This window comes from Alloalcanivorax marinus (assembly GCF_016785095.1).
GTDB classification, from domain to species: Bacteria; Pseudomonadota; Gammaproteobacteria; order Pseudomonadales; family Alcanivoracaceae; genus Alloalcanivorax; species Alloalcanivorax marinus_A.
The window spans coordinates 56,434-76,516 of the sequence record NZ_JAEKJB010000006.1 but is presented as its reverse complement, the minus strand read 5'-3'; the positions used below and the strand labels follow the sequence as shown (position 1 = coordinate 76,516).

At 66.2% G+C, this 20,083-nt stretch carries 18 protein-coding genes and 2 tRNA genes; 5 read left to right on the top strand and 15 right to left on the bottom strand.

The genetic code is table 11. From position 1 onward, the window contains the following. The first annotated feature begins 179 nt into the window (after positions 1-179). Complete coding sequence (locus JF515_RS06035) at positions 180-1,259, top strand: OmpA family protein (protein ID WP_203102031.1); 1,080 nt, start codon at positions 180-182, stop codon at positions 1,257-1,259. A 72-nt stretch (positions 1,260-1,331) separates the two neighbouring features. Here the strand turns inward: JF515_RS06035 and JF515_RS06030 are convergent, their stop codons facing one another. Both JF515_RS06030 and JF515_RS06025 read right to left on the bottom strand, forming a co-directional pair. Then, the gene (locus JF515_RS06030) at positions 1,332-2,108 is read right to left on the bottom strand and encodes an SDR family NAD(P)-dependent oxidoreductase (protein WP_203102029.1); all 777 of its coding nucleotides are present in this window, start codon (positions 2,106-2,108) and stop codon (positions 1,332-1,334) included. A gap of 90 nt (positions 2,109-2,198) precedes the next feature. After that, on the bottom strand, positions 2,199-3,992 hold the full coding sequence (locus JF515_RS06025) for a flavin-containing monooxygenase (protein WP_203102019.1): 1,794 nt from the start codon (positions 3,990-3,992) through the stop codon (positions 2,199-2,201). 311 nt (positions 3,993-4,303) lie between these two features. Between JF515_RS06025 and JF515_RS06020 the strand changes: the two genes are divergently transcribed. Further along, entirely contained in the window at positions 4,304-6,232 is a 1,929-nt protein-coding gene (locus tag JF515_RS06020; protein ID WP_203102017.1) for a sigma-54-dependent Fis family transcriptional regulator, read from the top strand. 122 nt (positions 6,233-6,354) lie between these two features. Here the strand turns inward: JF515_RS06020 and JF515_RS06015 are convergent, their stop codons facing one another. From JF515_RS06015 to JF515_RS05960, 12 genes are all read right to left on the bottom strand, one after another. Continuing rightward, the gene (locus tag JF515_RS06015) at positions 6,355-6,678 is read right to left on the bottom strand and encodes a YdbL family protein (protein WP_203102015.1); all 324 of its coding nucleotides are present in this window, start codon (positions 6,676-6,678) and stop codon (positions 6,355-6,357) included. Between the two features lie 23 nt (positions 6,679-6,701). Beyond that, a complete protein-coding gene (locus JF515_RS06010; RefSeq protein ID WP_203102013.1) occupies positions 6,702-6,884 on the bottom strand; it encodes a YnbE family lipoprotein in 183 nt (60 codons plus the stop codon). Next, a complete protein-coding gene (locus JF515_RS06005) occupies positions 6,881-9,475 on the bottom strand; it encodes a YdbH domain-containing protein (RefSeq protein WP_203102009.1) in 2,595 nt (864 codons plus the stop codon). Before JF515_RS06005 ends, JF515_RS06010 begins: the two co-directional genes overlap by 4 nt. Before the next feature lie 384 nt (positions 9,476-9,859). Beyond that, positions 9,860-9,936: transfer RNA gene (locus tag JF515_RS06000), tRNA-Pro, on the bottom strand. A gap of 92 nt (positions 9,937-10,028) precedes the next feature. Next, on the bottom strand, positions 10,029-10,385 hold the full coding sequence (locus JF515_RS05995; protein WP_203102007.1) for a MerR family transcriptional regulator: 357 nt from the start codon (positions 10,383-10,385) through the stop codon (positions 10,029-10,031). Further along, the gene (ihfA, locus tag JF515_RS05990; RefSeq protein ID WP_203102005.1) at positions 10,366-10,665 is read right to left on the bottom strand and encodes an integration host factor subunit alpha; all 300 of its coding nucleotides are present in this window, start codon (positions 10,663-10,665) and stop codon (positions 10,366-10,368) included. The genes JF515_RS05995 and ihfA overlap by 20 nt, the downstream gene beginning before the upstream one ends. 28 nt (positions 10,666-10,693) lie before the next feature. Continuing rightward, complete coding sequence (pheT, locus tag JF515_RS05985) at positions 10,694-13,069, bottom strand: phenylalanine--tRNA ligase subunit beta (protein ID WP_203102003.1); 2,376 nt, start codon at positions 13,067-13,069, stop codon at positions 10,694-10,696. Between the two features lie 35 nt (positions 13,070-13,104). Continuing rightward, a complete protein-coding gene (gene pheS / locus JF515_RS05980) occupies positions 13,105-14,124 on the bottom strand; it encodes a phenylalanine--tRNA ligase subunit alpha (RefSeq protein WP_274380666.1) in 1,020 nt (339 codons plus the stop codon). A 125-nt stretch (positions 14,125-14,249) separates the two neighbouring features. Further along, positions 14,250-14,609 (bottom strand): 50S ribosomal protein L20, encoded by a 360-nt coding sequence (rplT, locus tag JF515_RS05975; protein WP_203101999.1) that lies wholly within the window; start codon positions 14,607-14,609, stop codon positions 14,250-14,252. 26 nt (positions 14,610-14,635) lie between these two features. Next, positions 14,636-14,830 carry a 50S ribosomal protein L35 gene (gene rpmI / locus JF515_RS05970; RefSeq protein ID WP_161384493.1) on the bottom strand — a complete coding sequence of 65 codons (195 nt, stop codon included), beginning with the start codon at positions 14,828-14,830 and terminating at the stop codon, positions 14,636-14,638. Positions 14,831-14,883: 53 nt separating this feature from the next. Continuing rightward, positions 14,884-15,426 (bottom strand): translation initiation factor IF-3, encoded by a 543-nt coding sequence (gene infC / locus JF515_RS05965; RefSeq protein ID WP_338015181.1) that lies wholly within the window; start codon positions 15,424-15,426, stop codon positions 14,884-14,886. Between the two features lie 150 nt (positions 15,427-15,576). Then, positions 15,577-15,653, bottom strand: a tRNA-Val gene (locus JF515_RS05960). Positions 15,654-15,809: 156 nt separating this feature from the next. Between JF515_RS05960 and JF515_RS05955 the strand changes: the two genes are divergently transcribed. Continuing rightward, a complete protein-coding gene (locus JF515_RS05955; protein ID WP_203101997.1) occupies positions 15,810-17,090 on the top strand; it encodes an MgtC/SapB family protein in 1,281 nt (426 codons plus the stop codon). A gap of 30 nt (positions 17,091-17,120) precedes the next feature. Here the strand turns inward: JF515_RS05955 and JF515_RS05950 are convergent, their stop codons facing one another. Then, positions 17,121-17,816: a GntR family transcriptional regulator gene (locus JF515_RS05950; protein ID WP_203101995.1), complete on the bottom strand. Its 696-nt coding sequence runs from the start codon at positions 17,814-17,816 to the stop codon at positions 17,121-17,123. Between the two features lie 194 nt (positions 17,817-18,010). On the opposite strand from JF515_RS05950, the gene JF515_RS05945 reads away from it, so the two are divergent. Both JF515_RS05945 and JF515_RS05940 read left to right on the top strand, forming a co-directional pair. Next, positions 18,011-18,553, top strand: a complete 543-nt coding sequence (locus tag JF515_RS05945) for a hypothetical protein (protein WP_203101993.1) — start codon at positions 18,011-18,013, stop codon at positions 18,551-18,553. A 119-nt stretch (positions 18,554-18,672) separates the two neighbouring features. Then, on the top strand, positions 18,673-20,082 hold the full coding sequence (locus tag JF515_RS05940; protein ID WP_203101991.1) for a cytochrome ubiquinol oxidase subunit I: 1,410 nt from the start codon (positions 18,673-18,675) through the stop codon (positions 20,080-20,082). Position 20,083: the final 1 nt, after the last annotated feature.

Genomic DNA, 20,083 nt, shown 5'->3' with positions numbered 1-20,083 from the left:
GGGCCGCCACTCCTTCGGCTTTTATAAAAAGCCCTTCTTTTTTTACAAAAAAAAATAATTTTATAAAAAAAAGACAAACCAACATTTTCCCGTTGTTTACGTTTCTTCAACCCAATTGCTCCTGTTTTCCCTTTTAATATAGGGCTATTCCGCATTCGGTTTTTGCAAAGGAGCTTGCCATGAAGAAGTCCATAATGACCGCCGCCGTGCTTTCGCCGTTGTTCATCGCGGTGTCCGCCCAGGCGGGGGAAAACGTCCCCGACCGCTACGGTTACATCGGCGGCCACGTCAGCGAGTATTTCTTCTACGACAATCAGGTGACCGGCGACGTCGACGGCCTGGATGACTCCGCATTCCCTGGCGGCCAGATCGGCTGGCGCTTCAGCCCGAAATGGTCGGTTCAAGCCTGGTACGAAAAAAACGACGACGTTGACCACAAGTACACCGACCGGGAATCCGAGGTCATCGATTACTACGCCAGCCTGCGCCACCACTTCGACGGCACCAGCTTCCTGGGCTTCGAGCCCTACACCGGCATCAACGCCGGCGTGCAGGAAGTCAACGACAACGACGAAACCCTGGCCGGCGTGGAGCTGGGCATTCAACGTGCCCTGTTCAAGCATGTGCTGCTGGACCTGGGCACCCGCCATGCCTACAGCCTCGACCGGGAATTCTGGCAAGGCCAGGTGTACGCCGGCCTGAATCTGATGTTCGCGGTCAGCGGGCGCGAGGGCGAAAACGCACGACGCGAGGCGGATGACCAGCCCGAGGAAGTGATCTCCATGGCGGACAGCGATAACGACGGCGTGCCGGACGATCGCGACGACTGCCCTGGCACCGCGCCCAACGCCCGCGTCGATGCCAACGGCTGCCAGATCTACAAGATGGTGAACGAGCAGACCATCAAGACCATTTACTTCGAGTTCGACCAGTCCGACGTGCGTGGCCAGTTCAGCGATGAAGTCCGCGACGCGGCGCAGCAATCCCGCGAAGGCGCCAAGGGCCAGATTCGCATCGAGGGTCACACCGACAGCATCGGTAGCGAGCAGTACAACCAGGGGCTCTCCGAACGCCGCGCCGACTCGGTGAAGAAACAGTTGATCGAGGAGTACCGCATCGACCCGGATAAAGTGGAAACCCGGGGCTATGGCGAGAGCCGCCCGGTGGCGCCCAATGACACCGCCGAAGGCCGCGAGAAAAACCGTCGCGCCGACATTATCGTCGAGGGCGAAAACAAGGAACCGCAGTTCAAGGAGTGACCTTGCAGAGACGGTAGGAGCGGCTGAAGCCGCTCCTACCACCGCCCTACAACAGTTCGTTTCCAGGCAGGGTTACAGAGTACAGCCGCCGTCCACGGCGATTGCCTGCCCGGTGACGTGCTCCGCGCAAGCCAGATAGACCACCAGCTGCCCCATGTCCTCCGGGGTCTGCGCCACGCCCTGGGGCAACAGCGTCTTCTGATGGCGTTCCCAGGATGCTTCCTCGCTCTCCCCTTCTTCCCGCCAGCGACCGGCCAGGCCGTTGTCGCCGCGCCACATGCCGGTACCGACGATGCCCGGACACAGGGCGTTGACGGTGATGCCTTCCTGAGCCACTTCCTTGGCCACCGCGTTGGTGAAACCGATCACCGCGAACTTGGAGGCGGAATAATGGGACAAATCCGGGAAGCCGGTCTTGCCGGCGATCGAGGCCACATTGATGATGCGCCCCCAGCCATTGGGCCGCATGGCGCGTACCGCCGCCTGGGTGCACAAAAACACCCCCTTGGTGTTCACCGCCAGAATGGCGTCGAAGTCCTCCGCGCTTATCTCCTCGATGGACTGGATCTTGATGATGCCGGCGTTGTTCACCGCGATATCCAGGCGCCCCAGCTTATCCTGCACGCCGGCCACCATGGCGGCCACGGAATCCGGGTCGGTGACGTCCACCCGCAATGCCAGCGAGCGGCGGCCCAGGGCCTCCACCTCGGCGGCGGTTTGCGCGGCGATGTCGGCGTCCAGATCGGCCACCGCCACGTCGGCGCCGGCACGCGCCAGTGCCAGGGCTATGCCCTGCCCGATGCCCCGGCCACCGCCGGTGACCAGAGCGACTCGTCCTTTCAGTTCCATGATGCTCTCCTTTTTGCACATACCGAACCCAGTCTAGGCGGGCCGTCGCGGCCCGCCATTGCACCAGGTCAAGAAGTTGGCGTCGCGCCGTCAGGCCAGGTGGTGTACTTCCTGGCGCCCGTACACCGGCGTTTCCAGGCCTTCCATCCGCGCCTTGAGCTGCAGGGCCAGGAAGTGGGAATAGAACCGGGACTGATGCAGGTTGCCGCCGTGAAACCAGAGCCCCTGCTGGGCGGTGGGCTTCCACATGTTGCGCAGCTCGCCCTCCCAGGGCCCCGGGTCCTTGGTGGTGCCGGAACCCATGCCCCAGCACTTGCCCACCTTGTCGGCCACCTCCTGGGAGATGATGCGGGCCGCCCAGCCGTTCATGGAGCCGAAGCCGGTGGCGTAGACGATCAGGTCGGCGGGCAGCTCGACGCCGTCGGTGAGGGTCACCGAGCGCGGGTTGATTTGCTCGATGCCGACGCCGCTGCGCAGCTTGATATCGCCGCTGGCCACCAGGTCACAGGCGCCCACGTCGATGTAGTAACCGGAGCCCCGGCGCAGATACTTCATGAACAGGCCGGAGCCGTCCTCGCCGAAATCGAGCATGAAGCCGGCGTCGCGCAAGCGCTGGTAAAAATCCGCGTCCCGCTCGGCCACCTGGCGGTACACCGGGATGTGGAACTCGGGCATCACCCGGTAGGGCATGGACGCGAAGGTCAGATCAGCCCGTTCGGTGGTGACGCCACTGGCCACCGCTTCCTCGGAATACAGCGGGCCAAGCACCAGATCCATCAGGGTGGCGGACTTGATCACATGGGTGGAGGAGCGCTGGACCATGGTGACATCGGCGCCATGCTCCCAGAGCGCCGCGCAGATGTCGTGGGCGGAGTTGTTGGCGCCCAGCACCACGCAACGCTTGCCAGCGTAGCCTTCGCCGCCGGGGTGCTGGCTGGAGTGGTGCTGCTCGCCTTCAAAGCTGTCCATGCCCGGGATGTCCGGCACATTGGGCATGCCGGACATCCCGGTAGCCAGCACCAGCTGTTTGGGCCGCAGGGTCACGGTTTCACCGTCGCAGCGCACCTCCACCCGCCATTCGCCGGCCTGTTCGTCATAGTGGGCGCCGGTGCATTCGCTGCTGCCCCAGTAGTTGATCTCCATGATCCGGGTGTACATCTCCAGCCAGTCGCCGATCTTGTCCTTGGGCGAAAACACCGGCCAGTTATCGGGAAACGGCAGATAGGGCAGATGGTCGTACCAGACCGGGTCATGCAGGCACAGGGATTTGTAGCGATTGCGCCAGGAATCCCCCGGGCGCGGGTTCTTCTCCACCACGATGGTGGGCACGTTCAGTTGCCGCAGCCGCGCCGCCAGGCCGATGCCGCCCTGGCCGCCGCCGATGATCACGCAGTAGGGCTGGCGACGGTAGCCCAGCTCCGTCTGCTCCGCCTGGCGCTCCTCCAGCCAGCTGCGGCGTTCCTTGAACACGCCATGGCGGGCGCCCTTGGGCCGGTTGCTGCCCCGTGGTTCCGGGTAATCGCGCAGCTCCTTCAACGTGGTGAGCAGGGTCCAGGCCTTGCCATCGCGCAGGCGCAGATGGCCCTCGCCACGACCGAGCCGGGTTTCAAAGGTGATCCAGGCTTCGACCACGCCGTCAGCCTCGCTGGCCTCGCCGTCCACGGCCCAGTCGGAAGGCACCGTGGAGGCCACCGTGGCGTCGAGCATGGCGCGCAGTTGGTCGACGCCCTCGGCGGTTTTCAGGTTCCAGGTGAAGGCCACCAGGTCTCGCCAGAAGCCGTTGTCCTCGAACAGCCCGGCGGCGTCCGCGGGGTTATCGCCCCGCAGGGCATGGTTCCAGGCGTCGAGCCATTGCCGCGCTTGCGCGGTGGGGGTCGGGGTCATGATGTTCTCCTCGCTGCGTTGTTGTTTTCCGGCCCCATCACGGAACGGGGCTCGTCCGCTGTTGAGCAGAACCCGTGCCAAGGCGCCGCCGGCCGCTCGGCGGGCGCCACAACCGGCTGAAGTGCAAGGAAAAACCGGTTGAGCCACGGCCCGGAAAGACGCCCTGTCCCGGCGGTTTCGGGCGAACACCCGTAACGCCCTGTAACGGGCCGGCGTTACAGGTGTAACTGGTACTCAAGTCGCATGGTGGGCCCGCCCGGGGCGCGCTAGCCTGGATCGTGCCGGATACCAAAAAGAAAGGCGGAGGTGCCATGAGTGCCCTGGAGCAGCAGCAACGCCACCATATCGACCGGGTTCTGCGCTACGCGACCGGCGGCCCGCTGCCGGATAACCCGATCGGCCGTTCCTGGAAGCGCTGCATCGAGGAATACGGCCTCGACCCGGCCAGGCCCCGGCCGGCGCGCATCGTCACCCAGCGGATTCTGCGCGAGCATCAGGAAAGCGCCGATGAGTTCCTCAACGTGGCGCGCGCCGGGGTCGAGCAGCTCTACGGGCAGATCGCCCGGCTCGGCTATGTGCTGCTGCTCACCGACCAGCGCGGCATCACCGTGCAGTTCCTCGGCGACCGTCGGCACGACCAGCGCCTGCGCCAGGCCGGCCTGTACCTGGGCGCGGACTGGAACGAACACCATGCCGGCACCTGCGCGGTGGGCACCTGCATCCTGGAAGGGCGGGCGCTGACCTGCCACCGCCAGGACCACTTCGACGCGACCCACATCGGCCTGACCTGCACCTCGGCGCCGATCACCGACCCCCAGGGACGCCTGCTGGCGGTGCTGGATATTTCCGCGCTGGATTCGGCCCCGGGCCGGGACAGCCAGAACTTCGCGCTGCATTTGATCCGCCTCTACGCGCGCATGATCGAGGACGCCTATTTCCTGCGTCACTACCGCCATCACACCGTGTTCCGCTGCGATGCCTCCCGGGAGTTCGTGCAGGTCAACGGCCAGCATCTGTTCGCGGTGGACGGCGACGGCACGGTGCTGGCCGCCAATGGCGCCGGTCGGGCGCTGCTGCGCCGCACCCTGCCCGATCCGGAACGGGCGACCCTGCCGGAGCTGTTCGATTGCGACCCGGCGGATCTGTGGAGCATTCCCCAGCAGTGCGACGACCAGGTGCGCGCCTTCCGGGTCTCCGCCCTGGGCACCACCCTGTTCGGTACCCTCATCGAACCGCGCCGCCCGCCCCGGCCACCGGCCGCCGCGAACCAGGAGCGGGTGCCGGCCCTGGATCGCCTGGCCGCCGACGACCCGGCCATGCGCCGCACCCTGGGGCTGGCCAAGCGCCTGCGTCACCGCGACGTGAGCCTGCTGATCCTGGGCGACACCGGCACCGGCAAGGAAGTCCTGGCCCGCGCCATCCACGACAGTGGCCGCCGCCATCGGCGACCGTTCGTGGCGGTGAACTGCGCCGCGATCCCGGAATCCCTGATCGAAAGCGAGCTGTTCGGTTACCGGCCCGGCACCTTCACCGGGGCACGGGCCAAAGGCGCCCGGGGCCTGATTCAACTGGCCGATGGCGGCACCCTGTTTCTGGATGAAATCGGCGACATGCCGTTGCCCCTGCAAACCCGCCTGCTAAGAGTACTGGCGGAGGGCGAGGTACTGCCCCTGGGGGCGGAACAGCCGGTGAAGGTGAACTGCCGGGTGATCGCCGCCACCCACCGGGACCCGGCCCGGCTGATCGCCGAGGGCCGCTTCCGCGAGGATCTCTACTATCGCCTCAACGGCGCCACCCTGCGGCTGCCTCCATTGCGCGAACGGGCCGACAAGCAGCATGTGATCGGTGCCACCCTGGCCGAACTGGAAAAACAACTGGGCCGACCGGCGCCGCGTCTGCGCGCCGACGCCATGAGCGCCCTGCTCGCCTGCCCCTGGCCCGGTAATATCCGCCAGCTGGCCAACGCCCTCGGCTTCGCCGAGGCCACCTGCGACGGCCAGGAAATCACCGTCGCCGACCTGCCGGAGGAATGCCTGGAGCGGGTGATCGGGCCCAGCGCGCCGACGGCCAGTGCCGACCAGGACGCCGGCGATCCGCGCCGCGACGCCCTGGAGCGCCTGCTCAAACAACACCACTGGCGCATCAGCCCGGTAGCCCGTGCCCTGGGCATTTCCCGGCCCACCGTGTACCGGCGCATGCGCCGCTACCGGCTAACGCCACCCAACCAGCGGGACGGCTAGCAAACGGCTGTTTTTTGGTTCATCGCGCTTTGGCGGAAAATCGATGCGGGCGGTCTCTATCCGGGACGCGGATCTGCGTGGGTGCCGCCCAGTCGCTGCTACAGGGGCCGGGCGCGGTGAACCTATTTTTCCACCCACTGGCCGGTGGGAGTTTTGATGTACTCACCGCTCGGCGTTTTCTCGATGGCTTTCTGGCCGGCCAGATTGGCCACCTGATCCAGAGTGATGCCATTCTGCTTGGCGATGCGCTCGTAGGCGGCGCGCCGCTTTTCGTTGATGTCGGAGACCAACTCCACCGCCGCCGGCGTGGCCTTCACCACTCCCAGATAACCGTTCGGCTGCTCGCCCACCAAGCCCTCCGCCTTGGCCTGGTTGAGATCCAGAGCGGCGGCGGTCACCGACAGCAGCAGGGCCGCGGCCAGCACCAGGTATCGTATCAATGTCATGGGTCCTCTCCTCAATGCCCTGATCAGAACAGCTCGCTGTCTTCGTCGAAGAGCTGATCGATGTCCTTCTCCACCTTGAGGCGGATTTCATGGTCGATCTTCACGTTCAAATTGATGGTGATCGGCTCCTTGGGCGCCTCCAGCGCCACCCGTGGAGTACAGGCGGCAAGAGGCAGGAACGCAAGCACCAGCCAGAATGGTTTCATCGTTTCGACTCCGTCATGACCTGATCGGTGATGCGGTCACCGATGCGCAGACTGCGCAACAATTCCAGCACATTTTCCCGGTGAGTGTAATTAAAGACCACCGGCAGACCGTTTCGTTGCGGGTTGACGCCCTGGATGCGCACGGCGGCATCCAGCCAACCGTCCGCCGCCATGTCCACGCCGGCCTGGAATTGCTGGATGCGCAGCGGGTTGAGGGCCTCCAGGGCGATCGACACGGCGCGATTGGATTGCGCCATGGCCTGGGCGCCGCTGGACGGCAGGATCGACAGCGACAGCGGCGTCTCGTTGGCGAGCCGGCCCTGGCGCACGGCGATGCTGTCGCGCAGCAGCCGCAGGGGCACGTAACCGCCCACCCGGCCGGACAGGGCCACGGCCGGCTCACCCTGCAGGGCGGCCAGTCGCGACAGCTCGATTTGCGTGACCACCACCGGCTGCCAGGCCGGCGACGGCCAGCTAAGCCCGGGGGTACGGATCTCGCCGCCCAGTACCCGGGCGTGGGCGCGGCGGACCGTCCAGGTGTTCAGGTCGCTGTCCAGATCCAGGCGCAAATCGGTGATCGGCACGCCCACGTCCAGGGACGCCAGGGTCAGCGGCGTTACCGTGGCCAGGGCGGCGGCGCCGTCGTCCCAGCCGAGGGCCAGCTCCGCGTCCAGCCCCCGGGCCTGAACGCTGCCCCAGTCCAGATCCAGGCCGTGGCCGGTGAGCCGGCCATCCAGGTGCGCGCTGCCGGCCCAGCGCCAGTTTCCCTCCAGGTTCAGGTCTCCCCCCTGAAAGGTGAACGGCAACCCCCGGCTCATGGCCGGCGCCAGGGGCGTGACGCCGCTCAGGGTACCGGCGTACCCCCGTGTGCGGGCACGGCCACTCAGGTTGATTTGGGTTTGCCAGGCCGGCACCCGCAGTTCGGCGCCGAAGGTATCGCCATCCAGGTGCGCGTCTCCGGTCACCGGCGGCAGGGTCCAGCGCTCCGCCACCAGGCCTTCCCCGTCGAGTGACAGATGGCCATGGGGCCCATCATCGTCCAACACCAGCGGCGTGGTCAGACGGGCGTTGATCGGTCGGATCAGCAAGCGCTCGCGTACCGCCCGCGACAGCTTCACGGTGGCGCCGGCCAGCAGGCGTGGCCGGTCGGCGTAGTCCCAGCGACCGTCCAGGGTGAGCACCCCGCCGTCCAGCTCCGGGAGCGGCCCGCCCCGCCCGTTCAGCGCGCCGCTCCAGGTGTCGCCGTCCAGGCGGGCGTCGGCCCGGGCGCGGAAGGGAATCGATTGATAACGGCCTTCCAGGGTGGCGGCCAGCGGCCAATGGGGTGGCGTTACCCCGTCCAGCGGCAAGGTGGCTGTGACATCCAGGTCGGCGTCGCTCAGCCGCACCCGGGCGGGCTCACCGTGCACGCCGGTGGGGCCGGCGTCGCCCTGCCATTGGCCCGTGAGCCGATAGCCGCCCCACTGGCCGGTCAGGTTCAAACCGCCCCGCCACTGCACGTCGTTGGGCCGCCAGTAGACCCGGCTGTCGGAGGTGGTCAGCGTCAGGTCCTGATAAACCGCCTCCAGAGGCAGTATCGCCTCGCCCTCCAGGGCCAGGGGCAGCGTCGCCGGCTCACGCAGGCGCAGGGTGACGGCGGGCTCCGGCAGGCTCACCTGAAAGGGGGCCAGCCGCAGCTGGCCATCGCGCCAGTCAACGTCGAGCCGGCCCCGCCAGCCCTCGCTGAGCAGCAACCGACCCTGCCCCTCCCCGAACCGCTCGGCGTCGCTGCTCAACGCCAGAGCGGCCCGACCCCAAGGCCCGTTCACCACCAGCCGGCCATCCGCCTGGCTCAGTGCCAGGCCACGGCCTTCGGCGATCAGATCCCGCCCCGGGCTGACCACCCAGCCACCTCCCAGGGCCAGGGGCTCATCCAGGGCGGCGCGCACGCGCCAATAGTCATTGTGCCAACGCGCCCGCACGGTCAGGTCGCCGCGTGGGCCCTGCCCGGACACGCCCAGATCCCGGCCCAGGGCCACCAGCTTGCCCTGGAAGCGCTGCCCGGGAAGCCACTGGCCATCGCCCTGCAAGCGCACCCCGCCGGTGAGCGGGCCGCTGCCCAGCACGGCGGCGAACGGCGCCGCCTGCAGGTCTCCGGTGAACCGCCAGCGGCCCCGATCGCGGCGGTATTCCGCCTCCAGCTCACTGCCACGGAATTCCGTCCGCCCCCGCCAGCGGCCGCCGGCCTGGCTCAGGTGCGCCATCAGCGGCGGGTAATCCTGGTACTGCAGAGCCCAGACGGTGATATCCACGGGCGGCAGAGACGGCAGCCGGAACGGCGTGCCGTCATCGGGGCAATCGTGAACCCCCACCGTATCCAGGGTCAGGGTGAGCGGCCACAGGCCGCTCAGCCGCGCCCCGTGCACGTCCACCTGGCGGCAGCCATCGCTCTCGTACCAGAGCGCATCCAGGCTCGGCCCCTGGCGCCAGCCGAGGCCCTGCCAGTGCACGCCGAACAGCGGCGCCGCCAGCAGCGCCAGCACCGGCACCAACAGCACGAGCAGGGGGAGCAGCCAGAAAAAGTGTGTTTTGCGGAAGCGTTTCTGCGCCATCAAGCCTGGGACCTTATTCCCTGGTCGGGTGCCCCAAGCATGGCGCTTTCGGCGCCAAGAATACAGTCATGGCAAGGGCGACCGCTTCCGGCGGCGGGAGGCTCCACCCGGCTCCCGGGTCAGGGTCGCCGCCGAGGCCGAGCCATTATCGGTGGGGCAAAAAGTGGGGCAAAAATGCCAGAAACGAAAAAGGCCCGGCAGTTACGCCGGGCCTTTTTCTTTCGATTTGGTCGGGACGGAAGGGTTCGCCAGGTTCCCGGTGCAAGCACCGCTTGCGCCCTGGCGAACGCCCGAGGCATGCAGGCCGAGGGCCGGCAATCCGCCCCACGCCTCGCGGAAACAAAAAAAGGCCCGGCAGTCACGCCGGGCCTTTTTCTTTCGATTTGGTCGGGACGGAAGGATTTGAACCTTCGACCCCTTGCACCCCATGCAAGTGCGCTACCAGGCTGCGCTACGCCCCGAATCGTCTGGCTTCGTCACGGGCACCGTGGCGAAGCGGCGTGAATCATAACGGATCAGGGCGGGGGATGGAACCCGGATCTCGTTTGTTTGATCAGGTGTTGAGCACTTCAAGCACGTCTTCCAGCTCCACGATCATCTGTCGGATCATTTGATGGTAGCGAGTGGCGTGCTCGGCGTTGGCATCACCGGAGAGCTGCTGGCGGGCGCCGCCGATGGTGAAGCCCTGCTCGTAGAGCAGGCTGCGGATCTGGCGGATGGTGAGCACGTCCTGGCGCTGGTAGTAACGGCGGTTGCCGCGCCGCTTCACCGGTTTGAGCTGGGGAAACTCCTGCTCCCAGTAACGCAGCACGTGCGGCTTCACGTCGCACAGCTCACTGACCTCACCAATGGTGAAGTAACGCTTGCCGGGGATCGCCGGCAATTCGTCGTTATGACTGGGTTCGAGCATAGTCTTCCACCCGCTGCTTGAGTTTCTGACCGGGCCGGAAGGTCACCACGCGCCGCGCGGAGATCGGGATTTCCTCGCCGGTCTTGGGGTTGCGACCGGGGCGCTCGCTTTTGTCACGCAGATCGAAATTGCCGAAACCGGAGAGCTTCACCGGCCGGTTCTCGGCCAGTGAATCCCGGATTTCCTCGAAGAAGGCTTCCACCAGTTCCTTGGCTTCACGCTTATTGAGACCGAGCTCCTCATGCAGCCGGTCGGCCATGTCTGCCTTGGTCAGCGCCATGGAAAATGCCTCGAATCAGCCCCCGCAATCAGTCCCTGAGGGTTGCGTTAAACTGTTGTTTTAACTGGGTTACAACCTGATCAACCAGGTCGTTGACCTGGGTGTCTCTAAGAGTGCGCGAAGGATCCTGGAAGGTCAAGGTCAGGGCCAGGCTTTTGCGGCCGGCCTCAATGTGCTCGCCTTGATAGACATCGAAGATGCGCACATCCCGCAGACGCTCGTCGCAGGCGGCGCGCACCGCCGCCACCAGATCGCCGGCGGCCACCTGGTCATCCATGACGAAGGCCAGGTCACGCTGGACCCGGGGCTGATCGGAGACCGGCTCGAAACGGGGCAGCAGGCCGTCACGCAGGGGCGCCAGGGCCAGTTCGAACAGGTAAAGGTCCTTGGGCAGGTCCAGCGCCTTGGCCAGGCGCGGGTGCAGCTTGCCCAGATAGCCCACCACGGCACCGTCGCGAACCAGCTCGGCGCACTGGCCCGGGTGCAGGGCCGGATGCTGGCCGGGCCGGAAATCGAAGGCATCGGCGTCGGACAGGGCCAACAGGGCTTCCACGTCCCCCTTGAGGTCGTAGAAATCCACCTGGCGGGGTTTCGCCTGCCAGTGGGCCGGTTGGGCGCTGCCGTACAGCAGGCCGGCGATCATCGGTTCCTGATTCAGGCCGTCGGCGCCAGGCACGAAGCGCAAGCCGGTCTCGAACAAGCGCAACCGGTCGATCTGACGGTTCAGGTTGCGGCCGGCGGCGTTGAGCAGACCGGCGAACAGATTGGTGCGCATCACGCCCAGGTCGGCGGAGATCGGGTTGAGCAGCGGCAGGGGCGGATGCTCCGGATCGACCTTGGCAAGCAGGTCCGGGGCCACGAAGCTGTAGGTGATGGCTTCCAGATAACCCCGGTCGCGCAGGGTATCCGCCAGCCGGCGCACGGGCAGAACATGCTCGCCTTCGGGCTCACCGGCGGGGGTGCCCGCCGGTACCCGGCTGGGCAGGTTCTCGTAGCCGTGCACCCGGGCCAGTTCCTCGATCAGGTCTTCCTCGATGGCCATGTCGAAGCGCCAGCTCGGCGGGGTCACCGACCAGTGCCCTTCGCCCTCGGCGGCCATGTCCATGCCCAGGCGGGCGAGGATGTCCTCGATGTCGGCGTCCGCCAGGGCGGCGCCGAGCAGCGCGGTTACCCTGGCCGCGCGCAGCGGGATCGGTGCCGCCACCGGCAGCCGGGCCGGATCACCCTGCTCGGTGACCGGGCCGGCTTCACCGCCGGCGATGGCGACGATCAGGGCGCTGGCACGCTCGATGGCGCGCTGCTGCAGGGCCGGGTCCACGCCACGCTCGTAGCGGTGCGAGGAGTCCGTGTGCAGACCATAGCCGCGGGCCTTGCCGACGATGGTCAGCGGGTTGAAGAAAGCGCATTCCAGGAACAGATCCGTGGTGCCTTCGGACACGGCGCTGGGCCGCCCGCCCATGATGCCGGCCAGGGCCACCGGGCCACTGCCGTCGGCGATCACCAGGGTGTCGTCGCGCAGTTCCAGAGTCTGGTCGTCCAGGGTGTGCAGTTGCTCGCCGGCGCGGGCCTTGCGCACCACGATGCCACCGTCCAGTTTATTCAGATCGAAGGCGTGCAGGGGCTGGCCCAGCTCCAGCAGCACATAGTTGGTCACGTCGACGATCGGGTCGATGGAACGCAGCCCGGCGCGGCGCAACCGCTCCACCATCCACAGTGGCGTGGCGGCGGCCGGGTCGATGCCCCGGATCACCCGGCCCAGGTAGCGCGGGCAGCCTTCCACGTCTTCCACGGTGACCGGGAAGGTGGCGTCCACGGCGGCGGCCAGGGTCTCGGCGGCGGGCTCGCTCACCGCGGCCCGGTTGAGCACGCCCACTTCCCGGGCGATGCCGCGCAGGCTCAGGCAATCCGCCCGGTTGGGGGTCAGGTCCACCTCGATGACGGTGTCATCCAGGTTCAGCCAGGCGCGGATGTCGGCGCCCACCGGCGCGTCCGCCGGCAGCTCCAGCAGGCCGTCGATCAGGTCTTCCAGGCCCAGTTCCGAACCGCCGCAGAGCATGCCCTCGGAGGGCTGACCGCGCAGCTTGGCTTTCTTGATCTTGAGGTCGCCGGGCAGTTGCGCGCCGACCTTGGCGAACGGCGCCTTGAGGCCCTCGCGGGCATTGGGCGCGCCGCATACCACCGGAAAGGTGGTTTCGCCATCGCTGACTTGGCACAGACGCAGTTTGTCGGCGTCCGGGTGTGGCTGGCAGCTGACGATCTCGCCCACCACCACGCCGGTGAAGGGGGCGGCCGCCGGTTCCACGGCATCCACTTCCAGGCCGGCCATGGTCAGTTGGTGGACCAGGGTGTCGGTGTCGATGTCGGGATTGACCCATTCCCGCAACCAGGCTTCGTTGAAACGCATTCTTGGTTATCCTCGGATTCCGTGGCGTGGTGGACTCAGGCGAATTGCGACAGGAAACGGGCGTCGTTCTCGAAGAACAGACGCAGGTCGTTGACGCCGTAACGCAGCATGGCCAGCCGTTCGATGCCCATGCCGAAGGCGAAGCCGCTGTAGCGCGTCGGGTCCACGCCGCCATGCTCGAGCACCTTGGGGTGCACCATGCCGCAGCCCATGATCTCGATCCAGCCGCTGTGCGAGCACACCCGGCAGCCCTCGCCTGCACAGCTCACGCAGCCCACGTCCACTTCGGCGCTGGGCTCGGTGAACGGGAAATAGCTGGGCCGGAACCGCACTGGCAGATCATCCACTTCGAAGATGAACTTCAGGAACGCCGCCACCGTGCCCTTGAGATCGGCGAAGGTGATGTTCTCATCCACCAGCAGCCCTTCCACCTGGTGGAACATGGGCGTGTGGGTCAGGTCCGAGTCGCAGCGATAGACGCGGCCCGGGGCGATGATGCGGAACGGCGGCTCGCCTTTCTGCATCACCCGCACCTGCACCGGAGAGGTGTGGGTGCGCAGCAGCCGGCCGTCACCGAAGTAGAAGGTGTCGTGCATGGCCCGGGCCGGGTGGTGGGCCGGGATATTAAGGGCTTCGAAGTTGTGGAAGTCGTCTTCCACTTCCGGGCCCTCGGCGATGTCGAAGCCGAGGCGCTGGAAAAAGTCTTCCATGCGCCGGCGCATGCGGGTCACCGGGTGCAGGGCACCGGGGCGCTCGCCACGACCGGGCAGGGTCACGTCCAGGGATTCCGCGCCCAATTGCTCGTTGAGCGCCGCTTCCTCAAGGGCGGCCCGGCGTTCGTCGATAGCCGTCTGCACGCGCTGCTTGCCTTCGTTGATCAGCGCCCCGGCCTTGGGCCGCTCTTCCGCGCTCAGGCCCCCCAGGCCTTTCAGCAGCGCGCTGATTTCGCCTTTTTTGCCCAGATAACGGACCCGTGCCTCGTCCAGCGCACGGGCGTCCGCCGCCGCGGCCACCTCGGCCAGCGCCGCTTCCACCAGGCTTTCCAGGTTGTCCATCATACGATTTACCCGTTCCCGTGTTATCTGTATTGGGACTTCCCAACGAAAACGGGGGAAGAGCGCGAGCTCTTCCCCCGTTTCATGAGTACTGTCGTCTTGTTACGGACTGACCGACAGTCGGCTCAGGCGGCGAGACTCGCTTTGGCTTTTTCCGCCAAAGCGCCAAAAGCCACCTGATCACGAACCGCCAGGTCCGCCAGTACCTTACGGTCGATCTCGATGGACGCCTTTTTCAGGCCGTCGATCATACGGCTGTAGGACAGGCCGTTGAGACGCGCCGCCGCGTTGATCCGCACGATCCAGAGACGACGGAACTGACGCTTGCGTACCTTGCGGTCCCGGTAGGCGTACTGGCCGGCCTTGATGACCGCCTGAATCGCCACGCGGTAAACGCGACTGCGGGCACCGTAGTAACCCTTGGCTTGCTTGAGAACTTTCTTGTGCCGGCGACGCGCCTGCACACCACGCTTTACTCGAGCCATTATTCAGACCTCCAAAAACCGGTATATCAGGTGTAGGGCATCATGCGCTTGACCAGTGCCACGTCAGCTTCGTGGACCTGGGTGCGCGGACGCAGATGACGAATGGTCTTGGCCGACTTCTTCGTCAGGATGTGGTTTTTGAATGCCTGCTTACGCTTGAAACCGGAGGCGGTTTTCTTGAAACGCTTTGCGGCCCCGCGGTTTGTCTTGATCTTGGGCATGGTACCTATCTCAAGTTCGTGTGTGATTGAAACGGAAACAACCGGCGAGCCGGCTATTTCTTCTTCTTGCTGCCCGGGCTGAGCACCATGATCATCTGGCGCCCTTCCATGTTCGGGCGTTGCTCCACGGAGCCATGCTCCGCGAGATCGGCCTCCACCCGTTCCAGCAGTTCGCGACCCAGCTCCTGGTGAGCCATTTCACGACCGCGGAAACGCACGGTGACCTTGGTCTTGTCGCCGGCTTCCAGAAAGCGCTTGAGGTTACGCAGTTTCACCTCATAGTCGCCGGAATCGGTGCCGGGACGGAATTTGATTTCCTTAAGCTGAGTCTGACGCGTTTTCTTACGCGACTCCCTCGCCTTCTGCTTCTGTTCGAACAGATGCTTGCCGTAATCCATGATCCGGCACACCGGCGGTTCCGCGTCGGGAGAGATTTCCACCAGATCCAGCTGCTTGCCACTGGCCTGCTCGAGGGCTTCCTCGAGGGGCACGATGCCGACTTGTTCGCCGTCAGGGTCGATCAGACGAACCTGGGACGCCTGGATTTGCTGATTGATTCTGGCCCGCTGCTCGCGGCCCTTGCCTCCACGCTTAATGTCGTGAACCTCCGGTTAGTTATTCGAACATGGCCCTTCCGGGCCCGCGCCATCCTTATGGATAGCCGGATATTCTAGGTCACGCCCCGCCAGCCGTAAACCCACCGGGGCACGGAGCAGTGCAAACCTGGAGAATGGCGCGAAAAGAACTGGTAGGCACGAGTGGATTCGAACCACCGACCCCCACCATGTCAAGGTGGTGCTCTAACCAACTGAGCTACGTGCCTGCAGAGGGGCGCAATTCTAGGCAGACAGGGCGCCCCTGGCAAGCCCCGGCGGCGGCTTTATTGACCCCGGCCCGGCGGCGATGACGACCGGACGCCCATGATGGCCGCCCGGCGGTTATAGTGAGCCCTTGTCACCGCCGGCCATACGGGACCCCCATGGACCAATTCGTCAACGATCTGCCCGCCGAGACCACCCTGCTGATTCGGCTCGGGCTGGCGCTCATTCTCGGGCTGCTGGTGGGGATTCAACGCGGCTGGCGGGACCGGGAGCAGACCGCCGGCCAGCGGGTGGCCGGGGTGCGCACCCATGCCCTGGTGGGGCTGCTCGGCGGCGTTTGCGCGGTGCTGGTGCCGTATACCGGAAAGCCCCTGCTGCCGATCGCCTTCGCCACCCTGGCCGCCATCGCCACCCTGGCCTCCGGCCTGCGCGCCTACCGGGTCGATGATTACAGCATCACCGGCCTGATCGGCCTGCTGCTGACCTTCCTGGTGGGTGCCCTGGCGGTACTGGGGAGCCCGACGGTGGCGGCCGCGGTGGCGGTGGTCACCACCATCGTGCTGGACAACAAGAAAGAGGCGCACGATCTGCTGCGCAAGCTGGAAGAGCGGGAACTGGACGCGGCCCTCAAACTGCTGTTGATCTCGGTGGTGGTGCTGCCGCTACTGCCGAACCAGGGCTACGGCCCGGGCGGCATGGTCAACCCCTACGAGATCTGGTGGATGGTGGTGCTGATCGCCTCGATCTCCTTCCTGGGGTATTTCGCGGTGAAGGTGGGCGGCACCCGCCGGGGATTGCTGTTCACCAGCGTGTTCGCCGGGCTCAGTTCCTCCACCGCGCTGACCTTGCATTTCGCCCGCCTGGCGCGGCGCACCCCGGCGCTGTCACCACTGCTGGCCGCCGGCATCCTGCTGGCCTGCGGCACCATGTTCCCTCGCATCCTGGTTTACTGCCTGCTGCTCAACCGCGAGCTGCTGCCGGCGCTGGCCGCGCCGATCCTGGCCATGGCCGCGCTGCTGTATGGCTCGGCGCTGGTCATCACGCTGCGTCATCGCGACGACATCAGCGTTGGCCAGCCGGCGCTCAAACAGAACCCTCTGGAACTGAAATCGGCGTTGTTCTTCGGCCTGCTGCTGCTGGCGATCCTGTCGCTGGGCGCGCTGCTGCGGGATTGGCTGGGCGATGCCGGGGTCTATCTGCTTGCCGCCACCTCCGGGATCACCGACGTGGACGCCATCACCCTGTCGCTGACCCGGCTGTCCCGACAGGGGCTGAGTACCTCAACCGCCGTCACCGCCATCGTGCTGGCGGCGGTGGTCAATAACCTGGTCAAGACCGGCATGGCGCTGTTCATCGGCGGCGGGCGCCTGGGACGCTCGATCCTGCTGCCCATGGGCGCGGCCCTGGGCACCGGGCTGGCACTGGCGTGGCTGCTATAGGGCGGGCGCGGCTGTCGCGGGGAAGCGCCACTAGCGGTTGCGGCGACCGCGCCAGGCGGCCTCGATCTGGCGGGCCCGGGTGATGGATTCCTGCACCAGCTCGGACTGCCGTTCGGCGAATTCACGGATGATTTCCAGGGCCGAGCGCACGTCGCGCCGGAAGATGGTTTCCACCAACGCCTTGAAGAAGGACAGACATTCCTTCATTTCGTCGCCGTCCAGATGCAGGGCCATGAAGTAGGTGCGCTGCAGGGCCGGGTGCAGGTCGGTGAGCACCTCCTCCACGAAGGCATTGCGGGCGAACGGGTAGGCGTGCTCCAGGAACTGGAAGCTGAGGTCGAAGAAGCGCTCCACATCACGGTCGGAGGCGGCCACCTGAAGCTCGTGGATCAGCGCGATAATCGGGTCCAGATCCTCCTCGCGCACGTTCTTGATGGCCTTGCGGATGACCAGGCCGAGCAGCACCTGGATCAGTTCGTAGAGCCCGCGTACATGGGACTCGGACATGTCCTTCACCACCGCGCCCCGGCGCGGCAGGATATCGATCAGGTGGCGGCGTTGAAGAATCAGCAGCGCTTCGCGCACCGAGCCCCGGCTGACCTCCAGCTCACCGGCCACGCGCAGCTCCTGAATCCGGTCTCCGGCCAGCATCTCACCACGGATGATCTGCCCGGCCAGGTGGCCGGCGATCTGTTCGGAGAGGCTTTCCCTGGCTTTGAACGTCATGCTTTGTCCAACAATTTCCACGATTGTCCGACTATAAAACAATCCACCCAGCCCACCAAGGGACCGGCGGGGCACCGCCGGCGGGTACCATGGTGCGAAATTTGCCGACGCGCCCAATGACATCCAAAGCCGGGCGTGGTTAATTGCGGGTAATAAAGGAATGCAGTCGGGCGGCCGGGCCGCCAAGGACAACAATGAGAAGGTTGATCACCGAACTGCCGGAACTGGACGGCCTGTTCGATCAGTACGCGGAGCGTTTCGGTCGCGACCAGACGCCCTACCGCAACCACGTTTACCGGGTGATCAACCTGGTGGCCGCCCAGCGCCCGCTGAGCGGCGACGATCTGCGCAAGGTGGAGCTGGCCGGCTTTTTCCACGACGCCGGCATCTGGCTGGCGGGCACCTTCGACTACCTGGCGCCTTCCGCCCGGCTGGCCTGCCACTACCTCACCGAGCACGGTCTGGAGGCGTGGCGCGACGAAATCCACGCCATGGTGCTTGATCACCACAAGATCACCACCTCCGGCCAGGGCCGGGACAGCCTGGTGGAAGCCTTCCGCCGCGCCGACTGGATCGATGTTTCCCTGGGGCTGGTGCGGTTTGGCGTATCCCGGGAACGGCTGCGCGAGATCCACCGCCGCTTCCCCAACGCCGGCTTCCACGCCCTGCTCGCCTCCCTGACCGCCCGACAGTTGTTTACCCGGCCCTGGCGGCCCCTGCCGATGCTGCGCCTCTGACCCGCGCCCCGGGACATTTCGCCCAAGGACAAACCGCCCAAGGGCGATTTGCCTAATCGCGGCGGCACCGCCGCGCCGCCTAGCATGGTGTTCGCCACCAACCACGCCGGGAGGCAGCCATGCCGGACTCACTGGCCCTTGATCTGGCCCGCGTCCAGTTCGGGTTCACCATCTCCTTCCACATCATTTTTCCCGCCATCACCATTGGCCTGGCGAGCTATCTGGCGGTGCTCGAGGGGCTGTGGCTGTATACCCGCAAGCCCCTGTATCGGGATCTCTACCATTTCTGGGCCCGTATCTTCGCGGTGAATTTCGGCATGGGCGTGGTCTCCGGCCTGGTGATGGCCTACCAGTTCGGCACCAACTGGAGCTTTTTCTCGGAGTTCGCCGGCGGCATTACCGGCCCGTTACTGGCCTACGAGGTGCTCACCGCCTTTTTCCTGGAAGCCGGCTTTCTCGGCGTGATGCTGTTCGGTTGGAACCGGGTGGGCCCGGGGCTGCATTTCCTGTCCACCCTGGCGGTGGCGGTGGGCACCCTGATCTCCGCGTTCTGGATTCTGGCCTCCAACAGCTGGATGCAGACGCCCCAGGGCTTCGAGATCATCGACGGTCGGGTGGTGCCCACCGACTGGCTGGCGGTGATCTTCAATCCCTCCTTCCCCTACCGCCTGTTGCACATGTCGGTGGCGGCGTTCCTGGCCACGGCTCTGTTCGTGGGCGCGTCGGCGGCCTGGCATCTGCTGCGCGGCAATGACGCGCCGGCGGTCCGCAAGATGTTCTCCATGGCCCTGTGGATGGTGCTGGTGGTGGCACCGGTGCAGGCCCTGATCGGCGATCTGCACGGCCTCAACACCCTGAAGCACCAGCCCGCCAAGGTGGCGGCCATGGAGGGCCATTGGGGCGGTGAAAGCGAGCCCGGCGAGGGCTTTCCGCTGCTGCTGTTCGGCTGGCCGGACATGGCGGCGGAGACCACCCGCTTCGCGGTCGGCGTGCCGCGCCTGGGCAGCCTCATCCTGACCCACAGTTGGGATGGCACCATCCCCGGCCTGAAGGACTTTCCCGCCGAGGACCGGCCCAACGCCACCGTGGTGTTCTGGTCGTTCCGGGTGATGGTCGGGCTGGGGCTGCTGATGATCCTGCTCGGCGGGCTCGGTCTGCTGCTGCGCCGGCGGGGCCGGCTCTATCGGTCGCGGGCGTTCCTGCGCTTCGCCCTGGCCATGGGCCCGGCCGGGCTGGTGGCGATCCTGGCCGGCTGGTACACCACCGAGATCGGTCGCCAGCCCTGGGTGGTACAGGGGCTGCTGCGCACCGGTGACGCGGTTTCGCCGCACGCGCCGGCCACTCTGGCGTTGTCACTGGCTCTGTTCGTGGTGGTCTATCTGTTCGTGTTCGGCGCCGGCATCGCCTATGTGCTGCGGCTGGTGCGCAAGGGACCGGTGGCCGAGGAAGGCACCGGCACGACGCCCGGCGGGCCGGGCCAACAACGACATGCCATGCGGCCGCTGTCCGCGGTGGCGGAGGAGCAGTGAA